General features: G+C 59.5%; 13 protein-coding genes. 5 read left to right on the top strand and 8 right to left on the bottom strand.

Features of this window, described 5'->3' with window-relative positions; all coding sequences use genetic code 11:
• The first annotated feature begins 238 nt into the window (after positions 1–238).
• The 3 genes from GH681_RS10700 to GH681_RS10690 all read left to right on the top strand — a co-directional run bounded on the left by GH681_RS10700 (position 239) and on the right by GH681_RS10690 (position 3884).
• On the top strand, positions 239–1006 hold the full coding sequence (locus GH681_RS10700) for a ParA family protein (RefSeq protein WP_153161466.1): 768 nt from the start codon (positions 239–241) through the stop codon (positions 1004–1006).
• A gap of 131 nt (positions 1007–1137) precedes the next feature.
• Complete coding sequence (locus GH681_RS10695; RefSeq protein ID WP_153161465.1) at positions 1138–2682, top strand: MBOAT family protein; 1545 nt, start codon at positions 1138–1140, stop codon at positions 2680–2682.
• Positions 2682–3884 carry a hypothetical protein gene (locus GH681_RS10690; protein WP_153161464.1) on the top strand — a complete coding sequence of 401 codons (1203 nt, stop codon included), beginning with the start codon at positions 2682–2684 and terminating at the stop codon, positions 3882–3884. The genes GH681_RS10695 and GH681_RS10690 overlap by 1 nt, the downstream gene beginning before the upstream one ends.
• A 577-nt stretch (positions 3885–4461) precedes the next feature.
• Here GH681_RS10690 and GH681_RS10685 read toward each other — a convergent pair.
• Both GH681_RS10685 and GH681_RS10680 read right to left on the bottom strand, forming a co-directional pair.
• Positions 4462–4908, bottom strand: coding sequence for a transposase (locus GH681_RS10685; protein ID WP_153161463.1), 447 nt, complete (start codon positions 4906–4908; stop codon positions 4462–4464).
• A gap of 402 nt (positions 4909–5310) precedes the next feature.
• Entirely contained in the window at positions 5311–6735 is a 1425-nt protein-coding gene (locus GH681_RS10680) for an MBL fold metallo-hydrolase (protein ID WP_153161462.1), read from the bottom strand.
• A gap of 160 nt (positions 6736–6895) precedes the next feature.
• On the opposite strand from GH681_RS10680, the gene GH681_RS10675 reads away from it, so the two are divergent.
• Both GH681_RS10675 and GH681_RS10670 read left to right on the top strand, forming a co-directional pair.
• Positions 6896–7369, top strand: coding sequence for a hypothetical protein (locus GH681_RS10675; RefSeq protein WP_153161461.1), 474 nt, complete (start codon positions 6896–6898; stop codon positions 7367–7369).
• 41 nt (positions 7370–7410) lie between these two features.
• A complete protein-coding gene (locus GH681_RS10670; protein ID WP_153161460.1) occupies positions 7411–8091 on the top strand; it encodes a hypothetical protein in 681 nt (226 codons plus the stop codon).
• 726 nt (positions 8092–8817) lie between these two features.
• Here GH681_RS10670 and GH681_RS10665 read toward each other — a convergent pair.
• The 6 genes from GH681_RS10665 to GH681_RS10640 are packed head-to-tail and all read right to left on the bottom strand — an operon-like array spanning position 8818 to position 15503.
• Positions 8818–10098: a nucleotide sugar dehydrogenase gene (locus GH681_RS10665; protein WP_153161459.1), complete on the bottom strand. Its 1281-nt coding sequence runs from the start codon at positions 10096–10098 to the stop codon at positions 8818–8820.
• A 30-nt stretch (positions 10099–10128) separates the two neighbouring features.
• Positions 10129–11361 carry a glycosyltransferase family 4 protein gene (locus tag GH681_RS10660; protein WP_228111869.1) on the bottom strand — a complete coding sequence of 411 codons (1233 nt, stop codon included), beginning with the start codon at positions 11359–11361 and terminating at the stop codon, positions 10129–10131.
• Positions 11327–12451: a non-hydrolyzing UDP-N-acetylglucosamine 2-epimerase gene (wecB, locus tag GH681_RS10655; protein WP_153161458.1), complete on the bottom strand. Its 1125-nt coding sequence runs from the start codon at positions 12449–12451 to the stop codon at positions 11327–11329. The genes GH681_RS10660 and wecB overlap by 35 nt, the downstream gene beginning before the upstream one ends.
• Positions 12444–13454, bottom strand: coding sequence for a polysaccharide biosynthesis protein (locus GH681_RS10650; RefSeq protein WP_153161457.1), 1011 nt, complete (start codon positions 13452–13454; stop codon positions 12444–12446). Before GH681_RS10650 ends, wecB begins: the two co-directional genes overlap by 8 nt.
• Complete coding sequence (locus tag GH681_RS10645; RefSeq protein WP_228111868.1) at positions 13447–14337, bottom strand: SDR family oxidoreductase; 891 nt, start codon at positions 14335–14337, stop codon at positions 13447–13449. The genes GH681_RS10650 and GH681_RS10645 overlap by 8 nt, the downstream gene beginning before the upstream one ends.
• Positions 14337–15503, bottom strand: coding sequence for a glycosyltransferase family 1 protein (locus GH681_RS10640; protein ID WP_153161456.1), 1167 nt, complete (start codon positions 15501–15503; stop codon positions 14337–14339). The genes GH681_RS10645 and GH681_RS10640 overlap by 1 nt, the downstream gene beginning before the upstream one ends.
• Positions 15504–15513 lie beyond the last annotated feature (10 nt).

Here is a 15513-nt window from a genome sequence, read left to right as displayed (position 1 = left end):
TCTTGGATGCCCCGAAGTGGGCATTTGCATGGTCTGACGGCCGGGTGCGATTGACGCCTGCGCCTGGCCGGAGTTCCGCCGCCGGGAGGGGGCGACGAAGACTGCAGATTATTCTTGTCGGGCGAGTTTAACCGACGAGGCGCATTTTCGCACCCCTCGTAATTAGGGCGGACCCGCATTGCGTGGCACAATCGCGCCCAGTCATAACACTGGCACCAAAGATCAGAGGGAAGAGACGATGCGACGAGTGGTGTTCAACCAGAAGGGCGGCGTGGGCAAATCCACCATCACCTGCAACCTCGCGGCGATCAGCGCCGCCAACGGCCTGCGCACGCTGGTGGTGGATCTGGACCCGCAGGGCAACTCCACCCACTATCTGCTCGGCAACGGCGCCGAGAACGCCGACGACACCATCGCCGGGCTCTTCGAGCAAACGTTGAACTTCAAGTTCAACCCCAAGAAGACCGCCGAGTTCGTCCAGCCGACGCCCTTCGCCAACCTGTCGATCCTGCCGTCCCACCCGGATCTCGAAGAGCTCCAGGGCAAGCTCGAATCCCGCTACAAGATCTTCAAGCTGCGCGACGCGCTCGATGAGCTCGCCGACGACTTCGACGCGGTGTTCATCGACACCCCGCCGGCCCTCAACTTCTTCACCCGCTCGGCGCTCATCGCCACCCGGCTGTGCCTGATCCCCTTCGACTGCGACGACTTCTCGCGCCGGGCGCTCTACGCGCTGCTCGAGAACGTTCAGGAGATCAAGGCCGACCACAACCGCGATCTGGAAGTTGAAGGCATCGTCGTCAATCAGTTCCAGCCCCGCGCCAGCCTGCCGCAAAAGCTGGTGCAGGAGCTCATCGACGAAGGCCTGCCGATCTTCAAGACCTACCTGTCCAGCTCGATCAAGATCCGCGAAAGCCACGAGCAGGCCAAGCCGATGATCCACCTCGACCCGAAGCACAAGCTGGCCCAGGAATTCAGCGCCCTGCACGCCGAGCTGCGCCGGTGATTTCACGGCGCCGGCACCCGGCGCCGTGACATATCTTTCACCCCGCAACCTTCCGCCACAGCGCGGGGCACTCAAAGCGGATAAGCTGCGCCCGGTCGACTCAAGGGCGCGGCACCGCCCCCCACGCACGCATGCTGTTCAATTCGTATTCCTTCCTGCTGGCCTACCTGCCGGTCACGCTGCTCGGCTTCTTCATTCTGGGCCGCATCGGCAAACAGGCCGGCGCGGCCTGGCTGGCCGCCAGCTCGCTGTTCTTCTACGCCTGGTGGGATTACCGCTACCTGGCCCTGCTGCTCGCCTCGATCTGCGCCAACTACCTGGCCGGCGGCTACATCGCCCGCCGCGCCGGCACCGCCGAGGGGCGCCGGGTGCTCACCCTGGCGGTGATCGTCAATCTGGTGCTGCTGGGCTACTACAAGTACGCCGACTTCTTCCTCTCCAGCGCCAACGCCCTGCTGGGCACCGACTGGCCGATCCTCGGGATCATCCTGCCCATCGGGATCTCGTTCTTCACCTTCACCCAGATCGCCTTCCTCGCCGACGCCTACGCCGGCAAGGTCACCGAATACCGCTTCATCTACTACGTGCTGTTCGTCACCTACTTCCCGCACCTCATCGCGGGCCCGGTGCTGCACCACAAGGAGATGATGCCGCAGTTCGACGAGGACCGTAATTACCGCCCTCACGCCGCCAACTTCGCCATCGGCCTCACCATCTTCGCCATCGGCCTCGCCAAGAAGGTGCTGATCGCCGACAGCCTCGCCGACTACGCCGCCCCTGTCTTCGCCCCGAATGCCGACGCCCTCACCCTGTTCAATGCCTGGGGCGGCGCGCTGGCCTACACCTTCCAGCTGTACTTCGACTTCTCGGGTTATTCCGACATGGCCATCGGCCTGTCGCGGATGTTCGGCGTGCGCCTGCCGCTCAACTTCAACTCGCCCTACAAGTCGCGCAACATCACCGAGTTCTGGCGCCGCTGGCACATGACGCTCTCGCGCTTCCTGCGCGACTACCTTTACATTCCCCTGGGAGGCAACCGCCACGGGCGCTTCCGCCGCCATTTCAACCTGCTCACCACCATGGTGCTGGGCGGCCTGTGGCACGGCGCTGGCTGGAACTTCGTGATCTGGGGCGCGCTCCACGGCGGCTTCCTGGTGGTCAATCATGCCTGGCAGGACGTCTGCCGCCGGGTGCCGGTGCATCTGCCGGCCGGCCTGGGGCGTTTTCTGGGGGTTGCCCTCACCTTCCTGTGCGTGGTGTTTGCGTGGGTTTACTTCCGCGCGCCGGATCTGGCCACCGCCAACAAGCTCATCGCCGGCATGCTCGGCCAGTTTGGCGCCAGCCTGCCCGAGCCCATCCTGTCCCGCCTCGGCCCGCTCAAGGGCGTGGTGGATGGCCTCGGCATCGGCGTGAGCCTCGGTGGCGGCGCGGCCTTCGTCGAGACCTGGGCCTGGGTGATCGTCGGCGCGCTGGTGGCCTTCTTCGCTCCCAACACGCAAGAGATCATGGGCCGCTTCGACCCCGCCCTGCCCGAAGACAGCCGCCACGCCCAACCCGTGGCCCGTCGCCTGGCCTGGCAGCCCAGCCGGCGCAGCGCGCTCGCCATCGGCCTGCTGTTCGCGCTGGGCGTGCTGGCCCTGTCCCGCCCCACCGAATTCCTGTACTTCCAGTTCTGATGGCTTCCCCGACGACTCCCTTCTCCTGGGCCAGCTACCTGCGCTGGATGCTGGCAACCCTCGTCGCCTGCGTCGCGCTGGTGGGCGCCATCAATGTCTTCATCGACCCGCTGGGCATCTTCGGGTCGCCGCGGATCGCCGGCCTCAGCGCCACCAAGCCCTATCTCGACCACCACCGGGAGCTCACCCGCTGGCAGGCCGCCCGCCGGCTGTGCCCCAGCGCCGGCATCTTCGGCAATTCCCGCGCCGAGATCGGCTTCGATCCCGAGCACCCGGCCTTTGCCGCCCAGGGCCTGTCGGCCTTCAACCATTCCATCCCCGGCTCGGCGGTGAGCATGGCGCAGCGCCAGTTTGGCTGGCTGCAGGCCGCCGGCTGCACGCCCAAGGTCGCCCTCATCGGCGTCGAGTTCTACGACTTCCTCGGCTCCACCAAGGCCGCCCCGCTGCCGCCCCTCGACACCCCACCGCAGATCGACGGCAAGGTGCTGGCCGAAACCGTGTTCTCCATCACCGGCCTGCGGGATTCCGCCAAGACGGCCGCCCTGCAGCGCGCCCGCTACGCCGCCACCCTCACCGAGCGCGGCTTCAACCCGCTGGACAACTACATCGCCGAGGTGGACAACAGCGGCCACTACATCCTGTTCCGCCAGCGCGCCGACGAGAACGCCCGCAACTGGGGCCGCAAGGCCAAGGCCATCCAGCCCGCCGAGGGGCAATCCATCGACCAGCAGGCCCTCGACGCCCTCCTCGCCGGCATCCAGACGAGCGGCGGCAAGGCCCGGCTGGTGATCTACCCCTACCACGCCGAAATCCGCCTGATGCAGGCCAGGCTCGGCCTCGCCGATCTCTTCAACGACTGGAAGCGCATGGTCGTCGCCATCGCCGCCCGCCATCCGGGCGTCGAGGTATGGGATTTCAGCGGCATCGGCCCCGAAACCCTCGAAGCCATCCCCGCCCCGGGCGACCGCAAGACCCACCTCCAGTATTTCTGGGAAGCCGGCCACTTCAAGCGCGCCCTGGGCGACAAGGTGATCGCCCGGGTGATGGGCGCACCCGACGCCGATGGCAGGTTCGGCATCCAGCTCACCCCGGACAACATCGAAAACGTGATCGCCGCCGACCGCAAGCAGCTCGACACCCTCCTCACCACCCCGTCGCCGCTCCTCACCGAAGTGGACGACGTGGTCGGCAAGCGCCGCTAAGCCAGTTCATGTCGGACTAAAGTCCGACCTACAGATCGGTGGGGCTGCAACCCACAAACCCGCGAAACCCCTGTAGGTCGGACTTCAGTCCGACAGCACGGCCCAATCAAGCACCCGGTGTCGGACTAAAGTCCGACCTACAGATCGGTGAGGCTTCAACCCACACACCCGCGAAACCCCTGTAGGTCGGACTTCAGTCCGACAGCACGGCCCAATCAAGCTCCCGGTGTCGGACTAAAGTCCGACCTACAGATCGGTGAGGCTTCAACCCACACACCCGCGAAACCCCTGTAGGTCGGACTTCAGTCCGACAGCGCGGCCCAAATCACACACCCGGTGTCGGACTAAAGTCCGACCTACAGATCGGTGGGGCTGCAACCCACACACCCGCGAAGCCCCTGTAGGTCGGACTTCAGTCCGACAGCGCGGCCCAAATCAAGCACCCGGTGTCGGACTAAAGTCCGACCTACAGATCGGTGAGGCTGCAACCCACATACCCGCGACGCCCCTGTAGGTCGGACTTCAGTCCGACAGCACGGCCCAAATCAAGCACCCCGTACCAGACCCAAACGCCCCCTCACAGCCAGACCGCATCCCACAACGGATAATCCCCCACCCGATCGACAATCCCCGCGCGGACGGGGTTGGCGACGAGGTAACGGGCGGCGGCGCGTACATCGTCCTCCCGCCGCAGGGCGCGGTCGTGGTAGGCCGGCGCCCACACCCTGCCCCCGCCCGTGCCGTCATTGAGCGCCAGCGCGCTGCGCCCCTTGAGGCGCCGCATCAATGAGCCCAGAGTCAGCCCTTCCGGGAGCTGCACCAGCCAGTGCACGTGATCCGGCATCACCACCCACGCCAGCGACAGGCCCGGATACCCCAAAGCCAGATCGTGAATCACCCTCGCCACCGCACACCCGGCCCGGAAATCCCCAAACCACGGGCGGCGGTCATGGGTGACGGTCGTCAGCAGATAGACCTGCCCCACCACCGAAACCCGGCCCTTGCGAAGATCGGAATAAGACATACGCCCGGTTGAGATTGCCCGTCCTGCGATTCAATACGGCCTGCTGGTGTGTTCTGTCGGACTAAAGTCCGACCTACAGATCGGTGAGGCTTCAACCCGCATACCCGCAAAACCCCTGTAGGTCGGACTTCAGTCCGACAGCACGGCCCAAATCAAGCACCCGGTGTCGGACTAAAGTCCGACCTACAGATCGGTGGGGCTTCAACCCACATACCCGCGAAACCCCTGTAGGTCGGACTTCAGTCCGACAGCACGGCCCAAATCAAGCACCCGGTGTCGGACTAAAGTCCGACCTACAGATCGGTGGGCCTTCAACCCGCACACCCGCAAAACCCCTGTAGGTCGGACTTCAGTCCGACAGCACGGCCCAATCAAGCACCTGGTGTCGGACTGAAGTCCGACCTACAGGGCTTCTTCTCCGCCGTTCGACACCTTCACCTGCCCCGCGGTGGCGGATTCGATGGCGTGGCGCAGGGCAGCACGGGCCTCGTCGTCGCCGTGGATCAGGCGGACCTCCTTCGGCCAGTGGCGCATGCCGGTGACGAAGCGCACCAGCCCGGCCTGATCCGCGTGGGCGGAATAGCCGGAGACGGAATGGATGCCGGCGCGGATGTCGATGCGCTCGCCGTCGATATCCACATAACCGCCCTTCGGCCCCCAGGTCTGGATCGCGTGGCCTGGCGTGCCGCGGGCCTGGTAGCCCACGAACAGCACGTCGTGACGCGCATCGTGGAGCATGGCCTTGAGATAACCCATCACCCGCCCACCGGCGCACATGCCGCTGGCGGCGATCACGATGGCGGGCTCGCCGCTGCGGGCAAGCCTGCGCACGTTGGCTTCGTGGTCGGCATGCTCGTCGATGGCCACCAGCTGGTCGAAGGCCAGCGGCTTGCGCCCAGCCCGCACCCGGGCCAGGGCCTCGTCGTTCCAGTAGGGTTGCAGCTCACGGTAGAGCCGGGTGAAACGCCCGGCGAGGGGTGAATCCAGATAGATCGGCAGCTTTGCCCAGCGCCCGGCATGGGGCCCGGGCTGGCGCTGTTCGCGGTAGAGGATGTCCTCGAATTCATACAACAGCTCTTGCGTGCGGCCGATGCTGAAGGCCGGCACGATCACCGTGCCGCCGTTATCCAGCGCCTTCTCGACCACTCGCTGGAGGCGCTCCCGGCGGGCCTTGCGGTCTTCATGGAGGCGATCGCCATAGGTGCTCTCCAGCACCACCACATCCGCCGTCAATGGCGAGCGCGGCGCCGGCAGCATCGGTGCGTGGGGCGCCCCCAGATCCCCCGAGAACACCACCCGGGTCCGCCGCGCCCCGGGGCGCACGAGATCGCACTCCACATAGGCCGACCCGAGAATGTGCCCGGCCCGCTGCAGGCGAATGCCACAACTGCCATCCGGCCCCTCGAAAACCGTCTGCCATGTATTCCAGGGCACCGGGCGGATGCGCGCCTCCACCATCCGCAGGTAACGCTCCACCAGCCGGGCGTCCCGCGTCACCCCCACCGCAAAGGCATCGGCCAGCACCACCGGCAGCAGCCGCGCCGAAGGCTCGCTGCAATAGATCGGCCCCTTGAACCCCGCCGCCAGCAGCCACGGAATCCGCCCCACGTGATCGATGTGCACATGGGTGACCACCAGCGCCCGCACGGCATCCACCGGAAACGGAATCTCCAGCCTGTCGCTGGCCGAACCGCCATCGGGCGAAGTCTCGGCCCCCTGGAACAGCCCGCAGTCGATCAGCAGGCTGTGGGTGTCGTCGATGAAGAGCTGATGACAAGAGCCGGTGACCCCATGCAGGGCGCCGTGATGAATGATGTTCGCATGCATGGCCGGGGATTCTATACCGCTGTACGGATCAACGGGAAGAGCAGACGAAAAAATCATCTCAGCTATGCTGTTTACGTATACATCATTTCAACTTCCACTTATCATCGCCGCCAATTTATAGCGAGTCGATCAGCTCGAGCACGCTGCGGCACAGCGACCAATGGTCGCAGCCAACGCCAGCCGAAGCACGCAGACGATGGTTCAGACCTTCCACCACAAGCCGCAGCGTTCCCATCCGCTCCCGCCCAAACCGCCGCACGTGCCGCCGTGCTGGCCGCGCGCCCGGCAATCATTGCAGGACATCCTGCAGCCTTTGCAGGACGTCCTGCAGCAATCCACGGACATCCGGCAATTCTCCACGGACATCCCGCCAGCGCTGCCGGACGTCCGGCAAGCGCTCACGGACATCCGGCCATCCTTGCAGCACATCCGGCAGCCGCAGCCGGACATCCGGCCATCACTCATGGACGTCCGGCTGCAGCCCAAGGACATCCGGCCAAAGCAGCAGGACGTCCTGCAATCATTCCAGGTCGTCCTGCAATCATTGCCGGACGCCTCTCCCAAAACCCGCAAATTACTGCAAAGCCTTTACTGGCGCGGGTTTTCAGCGGTTTTCGGCCTTCCGGCCGCGTAGCAATCACCCACCCACCCACAAGCAATCGGAGGAGAAGCACCATGCCCAAGAACTACTACCTGCCCAACGATGACGCCGGCCGCGCAGCGCTGCTCGAACACCTCGCCGCCCACTTGCCGGCCCTGGCTAACACTCTCGAACTCGGCGAATCACACATCAAGCAACTTGAAGCCGACGCCGCCTCATTCAGCTATACCCTGTCGTCGCTTGAATCTGTACAGGCCACCGCCAAGCGCTGGACCGCTTACAAGAACCTGCAGCGCGACGGCGGCGAGGGCACCGCCGCGTATCCGCACGTGGCAAACCTGCCCCCAGCGGCCCCGGCCGTCCCCCACGGCATCATCCCGCGCCTCACCAGCCTGGTGGCCCGCATCAAGGCCGCCAAGAACTACTCCGACGACATCGGCAGGGAGCTCAACATCATCGGCGCCGCACAGATCGTCGATACCGACGGCGCCAAACCCATCCTCGACATCTCCAAAAAAGCCGGCCAGCCCAGCATCCAGTGGCCCAAGGGCGACGCCGACGCCATCGAGATCTGGGTGGATCGCAGCGATGAAAAGGGCTTCGGTTTCCTCACCATCGCCAACTCCACCCGCGTACCCGACAACGCCCCCCTTCCCGCCACACCGGTCACGTGGCAATACAAGGCCATCTACCGAGTGAAAGACAACCGGGTTGGCGAATGGAGCGACGTGGTGAGCATCACCGCAGGCGGCTGATCCGACGGCCAAGGTAGAACGAATGTCGGACTGAAGTCCGACCTACAGATCGGAAGGGCACCAACCACACCCCCGCGACACCCTGTAGGTCGGACTTCAGTCCGACACCATCGCCACGGAACATCCACGCAGACCGGCCCGGCGCCCCAAAAGAAAAACGGGCAGCCAAAGCCGCCCGCCAAGCTAACCGCCCCATCCCTGCTCGTCGAACTCCATTCCAACGGCACGGCCCAGATCACGCTCCGCGTGTCGGACTGAAGTCCGACCTACAGATCGGAAGGGCACCAACCCGCACACCCGCGATGCCCTGTAGGTCGGACTTCAGTCCGACACCATCGCCACGGAACACACACGCAGACCTGCCCGGTGCCCCAAAAGGAAAACGTGCAGCCAAAGCCGCCCGCCATGCCAACCGTCCCATCCCTGCTCGTCGAACTCCATTCCAACAGCACCGCCCAGATCACGCTCCGCGTGTCGGACTGAAGTCCGGCCTACAGATCGGAAGGGCGCCAACCCACACCCCCGCGACACCCTGTAGGTCGGACTTCAGTCCGACAAACCCTGCCTGGGATGACCGCCTTCGAAACGCCCCCAAAAGGCAGGGCGCGCGTACTTGCGATTCACGCCGTGAGGCAACCGTTGCCTCACGAACTCAACCAATTCGTGCCAGTTCCAAAAAGCAGAAAGGCAGCCCACAGGCTGCCCTTCTGCACCCTTAGAACATCATTACAACCGCCAAACCGTAGCGCCAGCAGCGGCGATCTCGGCCGGGTCGTAGAAGCTCTTCACGTCGGTGAACACGCCGTTCGGCACCAGCTTGTCGCACAGCTTGGCCACGCCCATCTCGGCGTATTCCTTGTGGGCGACGGCGGCGACGATGGCACCGGCCTTCGGGAGCTTGTCCCAGGCGGTGAGGCTCACGCCGTACTCGTGCTCGGCCTCGGCGGATTCGGCCACCGGGTCGTGCACGTGCACCTTGACGCCGTAGCTCTGCAGCTCACGGATCACGTCGATGACCTTGCTGTTGCGCAGGTCCGGGCAGTTTTCCTTGAAGGTGAGGCCCAGCACGATCACGTCGGCGCCCTTGATGTTGAGGCCGTTCTGGATCATGGTCTTGACGGTTTCTTCGGCGACGTACTTGCCCATGCTGTCGTTGATGCGACGGCCGGCGAGGATGACCTGCGGGTGGTAGCCCAGCATGTCGGCCTTGTGGGTGAGGTAGTACGGATCGACGCCGATGCAGTGGCCGCCGACCAGGCCCGGACGGAAGGGCAGGAAGTTCCACTTGGTGCCGGCGGCCTTGAGCACTTCGAGGGTGTCGATGCCGATCTTGTGGAAGATCACGGAGAGTTCGTTCATCAGGGCGATGTTGAGGTCGCGCTGGGTGTTCTCGATGACCTTGGCGGCTTCGGCGACCTTGATGGAGCTGGCCGGGTAGACGCCGGCGGTGATCACCGAGGCGTAGGTGTCGGCGACGATCTTGAGGGTTTCAGGCGTATCGCCGGAGACGACCTTCATGATCTTGGTGACGGTGCGTTCCTTGTCGCCCGGGTTGATGCGCTCGGGGGAGTAGCCGACGTTGAAGTCCTGCTTCCACTTCAGGCCCGAGAACTTCTCGAGGATGGGGATGCACACTTCTTCGGTGGCGCCGGGATACACGGTGGATTCGTAGACGACGATCGCGCCCTTCTTCATGTACTTGCCGACGCTCTCGGACGACTTGACCAGCGGGGTGAAGTCCGGCTGGTGGGCGTCATCCACCGGGGTGGGCACGGCGACGATGATGAAGTCGGCTTCGGAGATCACCTTCGGGTCGGTGCTGCAGGTGAGATGCACCGCGGCCTTGAGGTCTTCGGTGGCGACTTCGCCAGTCGGGTCCACGTGGCGGGCGTAGGCGTCCACCTTCTCCTGGTGGAGGTCGAAACCGACGGTTTTCACTTTCTTGCCGAATTCAACGGCGAGGGGCAGGCCAACGTAGCCGAGGCCGATAACTGCAATGGTGGTCATGCGTAAAACTCCAGAGATACAAAAAAGTAATTAAAAGGCCCTCAATGCAGCTGCGATCTGCTGAACAGCGGCCTTCGATGAATAGAGACGGTCTGACAATGCACGCGCACGGACCGCCATTTCATCCTTGTCCTGCGCGTCACAGACTGCAACCGCGGCAGAGCAAAAATCATCAAGTGAACTACCAACGTAGGCTTGCCCCACCCGCTCCTCAGAGATGAGCTTGGCCAAGTCGTTACCTTCATTGATCCGGGCAAGAACTGGCAAACCAGCTTGCATGTAGGTAATGAACTTTCCCGGCACGTTATGCGTCTTGTGCCTTGGATCGAGCATTACCAAACCCACATGCACTTGAGCAAGCAGGCCTGGTATTTCCTTCGGATCAATCTCATCATGAAAAGCAACGTTATCGAGTGCTTGCTCGGCGGCAAGTGCTTTCAGGCGTGCGACGTCACTCCCCCGACCCACAAGCACAAATCCAATGTCTTTCCTGTGCTTGAGCCTCGAAGCAAGGCTGACGACCATATCCATTCCTTGTGCGACCCCCATATTCCCAGCGTACGCAACAATGCGCCTGCCCGCCAGAGGTCCGTCGTTAACAGAAATGGAACACCCCACATCGCTGGCGGGCGCAAGCCAGTTCTGCAGTACTTCAAGACGCCGCCCCGGATGCTGGGCCCACTCAGCGAGATACCCCAAGTTTGAAGACGACTGAACGCCAATAACATCCGCCACGGAATACTGCAAGCGCTCAAAGAACTTGAAGAAGCTGTATATGAGGCCTTTCTTAAGAAGCCCCATGTCTACAGCCCATTCAGGGAATACATCACGCAGGATCAGATAGCTTCTGGCCCCGCTCTGCCGCTTTAAAGCACCTACAAGCTGCCCCAAGAAAATCGTAGGCGAATACCAGACAACAGCGTCCCAGACGACGTTAGCCAAAGGGCTTCTGCGGAGGCCCCGAAGCATCATTGTCGAAAGCATCACCTCGCCAAGGGTTCTCCGCACGTAGCCGATATCTTTGGTCGGGAGCGCTGCCACGCGGAGCACCTGCACCCCATCGAGATCTTCAAGCGCCCAACTTGTCTGCAGGTCAGATGACGGCACAAGAACACTTACATCATGCCCCTGCCGCTTGAACTCCTGCGACAGATCTCGAAGTTGAACGGCACCCGAAGTACGGAGCGGCGGATAAGAATCCGCAACCAATGCTATTCGCACAAAGACCTCACTTGGACCAGACAGTGCGGTTGATGTAGTCAACGTAACTCAAGACAATCCGCACAATTTGGGTCGACACATGCGGATTCTCATAATCTGCCACCGGCAGCACAGAAGGTTGCCCCTCGGCAAACTGAGTGACCACTGTATTCACAGCCTGCAGGACGCGCTCACGCTTCAGGCCACTCATGACGAGAGTGCCGACGTCCATGCCCTCAGGGCGTTCGTGAGCATTACGGATAGTAACAGCCGGCAGATTGAGTAACGACGCCTCTTCCGTGATGGTTCCGCTATCGGACAACACACAGCAGGCTTTCATCTGAAGGTAGATGTAGTCGTGAAAACCGAAAGGCTTACTGAAAACGATTTTGTCGCTGAGTGTCGTATCCACGATATCTGCGAGCCTATTCCGAGTTCTCGGGTGAGTCGAAACGATAACCGGAAAGCCGTATTCTTCCACCAAGGCGTTCAGTGAATCGAGCAAATCGCCAAGAGCCTCCGGCGAGTCAACATTTTCTTCCCGGTGTGCGCTAACGATGAAATACTCACCCGCCTTCAAGCCAAGCCTCGACAACACATCCGACTCGAGAATCCTCGGCATGTAATGATCGAGGACCTCCCGCATATGAGAGCCCGTTTTGATAATCGTCTCAGGCCGGATCCCCTCGGCGAGCAGATAGCGCCGAGCGTGCTCGGTGAGCACCATGTTGATATCCGAGAGATGATCCAGAACCTTTCGATTCAGTTCTTCAGGCACGCGCTGGTCGAAACAACGATTCCCAGCCTCCATATGAAAGACCGGAATCTTGCGGCGTTTCGCCGAGAGAATCGCCAGACACGAATTGGTATCCCCATAAAGCATGACGGCATCAGGCCTCTCCTCCTCGAAGAGTTCGTCGCTCTTGGCGACGACTTGTGCAATCGTCTGGGCAGCATTAAAGCCCGCAGCCTCCAAAAAATAATCCGGCTTGCGGATACCGAGATCTTCGAAAAAAACCTGATTAAGTTCGTAATCGTAGTTCTGCCCGGTGTGCACCACGAGATGCTCCGTGTGACGGTCAAGTTCTGCAATCACGCGGCTCATTTTGATCAGCTCGGGACGCGTACCGACGATCGTCATGACCTTAAGCATCGAGCTCCTCCCGGATGTAAGCCAGCGTCAACAGGAGCTTCTTCACACCATCGACATCAAGCCGTTCGGTGTTGTGAGAGGTGTAATCATCGAACTCCGAGATCTTGGTTTCGCCCTCGACGAAGTACTTGTTGTAGTTGAGATCCCGATTATCGGCCGGGATCCGGTAATAACGCCCCATGTCTTCAGCTTTGGCCATTTCCTCACGGGAAACAAGTGATTCGTAGAGCTTTTCGCCGTGGCGAGTACCAATGATCTTGACCGGGGCTTCGCTGCCGAAAAGCCCATTCAACGCTTTTGCTAAGTCCTCAACTGTCGATGCCGGCGCCTTCTGAATGAAGATATCACCTTGCGTTGCATGCTCGAAAGCATGCAGCACCAGATCCACGGAGTCCTCAAGCGACATGAGGAAGCGGGTCATCGTCGGGTCGGTGACCGTAAGAGGCTTGCCATCCTTGATCTGCGAGATGAACAGGGGGATAACTGAACCGCGGGATGCCATCACGTTCCCGTAGCGCGTCGCGCACATTACCGTCTCACCCTCGCCCCGCATGCGGGACTTGGCAACCATCAACTTCTCCATCATTGCCTTGGACAATCCCATGGCATTGATCGGGTAAACGGCTTTGTCTGTACTCAGCACAACAACACGCTTCACGCAATTTGCCACCGCAGCATTCAATACGTTCTCGGCACCCAAGACATTTGTGCGCACCGCCTCCATTGGGTAAAACTCGCAAGAAGGCACCTGCTTCAAAGCTGCTGCGTGGAAAATATAATCCACCCCCTTGGTCGCCTCAAAAATACTATCGTAGTTGCGAACATCTCCAATATAAAACTTCAACTTCGGATTATTGTAGGCAATCCGCATATCTTCCTGCTTCTTCTCATCACGGCTGAAGATGCGAATCTCACGAACGTCCGTCTTAAGGAAGCGGTTAAGCACCGCACTACCAAATGAGCCGGTACCACCGGTGATCATCAAAACTTTACCGTTAAACATGAAAACCTCCCGACCACTGTCTTTCATACATATTTTTAATTAATACAGACCAATCCGGTGCAACATAACCAGTAATCGCCTTAAACTTATCCGCACTCAATGAGCGATCGACCTTTACATCCGAGTTAGGAACAATTTCCACACTCAATTTAAAAACATCTGCAACAAGCTTCAAAAGCGTATATTTGTCGATTGGCTTCGCAGCGACATGAAATAAACCGCGCAAATCAGCCCTAGGGAGTACAACATCACGAATCACCCTCGCCAACTCATCCGTAGGCAAACCTGAAAAAACTGCCTCTGTGTACCCATTAACCCGGCCTTTTTGAGACAAAAACCAACACAAAAGGCTACGGCTTCCTGAAAGCTCCCGACCGATTATCGAAGTGCGTAATGTAATTGCATTGGGATAATCAACCTCTCCCAAAAACTTAGTACGCCCATAAACATCATTCGCATCAGGAAAGTCAGTTTCGCAATACGAACCAGCCGCGCCGGAAAAAACACAGTCGGTACTGATATGAACAAGCCGTGCACCAACCATAGAACACAAACGCGCCAACTGATGCGGCAACAAGGCATTAAGTGGAACTGCCGTCAGAACATCCTCTGATGCGTCAAGCTGTTTGACAAGCCCAATACAGTTGATAACCACTGTCGGCTTAGCCACATCGAAAGCACGGCAAATATCATCAAACTTACTGACATCAATGCTCGTTATAATATAATTCCTAAGATCTGCATCTAAAAACGACGAAACTCGATCTGACCGCGAGGTTCCAAAAACAACACAGCCACTTAACTCAGAAAAACAACGTAAAACCGCATTTCCGAGCATGCCCGTGGCACCAAGAACAAGTACCCTAATACCCTTAGTCATCATCAACCTTTATTCCCACGTGATTCGGTTACTTTACATAAAAATTGAAAAGTACGTTTGGCGCAAAGCTCCCATGAATACCGTTTAGAGTCCTGATAACTCGACTTGGCCTTCTCGGCTCTCAATTCAGCGTCACACAGATATGTGCGTAGGCACGATGTAATATCAGAAATATTCTCTGGATCGAAATAAAGCCCCGAATCACCCAAGATCTCTCGCATCGGCCCCCTGTTCGAGCAGGCGACAGGCAATCCTGAAGCCATTGTTTCAACGAGAATATTTGGCATGTTTTCACAACTTGAAGCAAAGACACCCAAATCCGCATTCGCATAAAATTGATTCAACTCATTATAATCAACGGCACCGTGATACTTAACCCACTCACCCGCCGGATCTAATTCTTCAATTACCCTATTAAGTTTCTGAAGCGACGGACTATAAGCTGGCCCAACGAGATCGAGGAATACGGGGATTCCTTCTTGCCGTATTCTTGCCACAGCCTCCACCACATTCCATTGATGCTTATAAGGCTCTACAATCGAAACATAGATAATTTTATATGGACTTCTATCAGAATAGTTTTCAACATTAAATTGAGATTTCGGCGAAAAATCAAACCGTGAATTCATCCCGTGAGGAATAATTTCCACCATTCCATCCATCGATTTCACTACAGCACCAACAGTTTTGCGAGCATATTCGGTCAAAAAGATTACTCCATTCGCCTTCCGAATACTCCTAGACTGTAAAAGACGTAGCAACAGCAACTTAACAGCCATCCACGAAACACCATAACGGCTAAGCTCTCGAAACTCGAATGGCAGCAAGTTTCTACTCATAGTTACGACTGGACTGAATGACGTAGAAAAAACGCCCCCAGGAACAAAAAGAACATTACAGCCAGCTTTCTTCACTGATTTTGACAGTTGTGTTTTCTGCCAAATAAGTCGATGCAGAAAACCTCTATCGAGCGCAGCCGGAGTTATTATGTCAATCCAATTGTTGGTCGGCAATTTCTTGGCTAACTGGCTACCGCAAAATACAACGACTTTGTTAACACCTGAAGGCTTTCCATCCAGAGCAGATAACAGCTCGACAATATGGGTAACTCCCCCACCCCGTCTAAGATTGGTGGCATCAACACCAACATTGATAGATTTCAAGTCCATTCAAATCTTT

The organism is Zoogloea sp. 1C4 (assembly GCF_009469605.1).
Taxonomy (GTDB): Bacteria; Pseudomonadota; Gammaproteobacteria; order Burkholderiales; family Rhodocyclaceae; genus Zoogloea; species Zoogloea oryzae.
The sequence above is the reverse complement of the archived record's forward strand: the minus strand, read 5'-3'. Positions and strand labels throughout refer to the sequence as shown.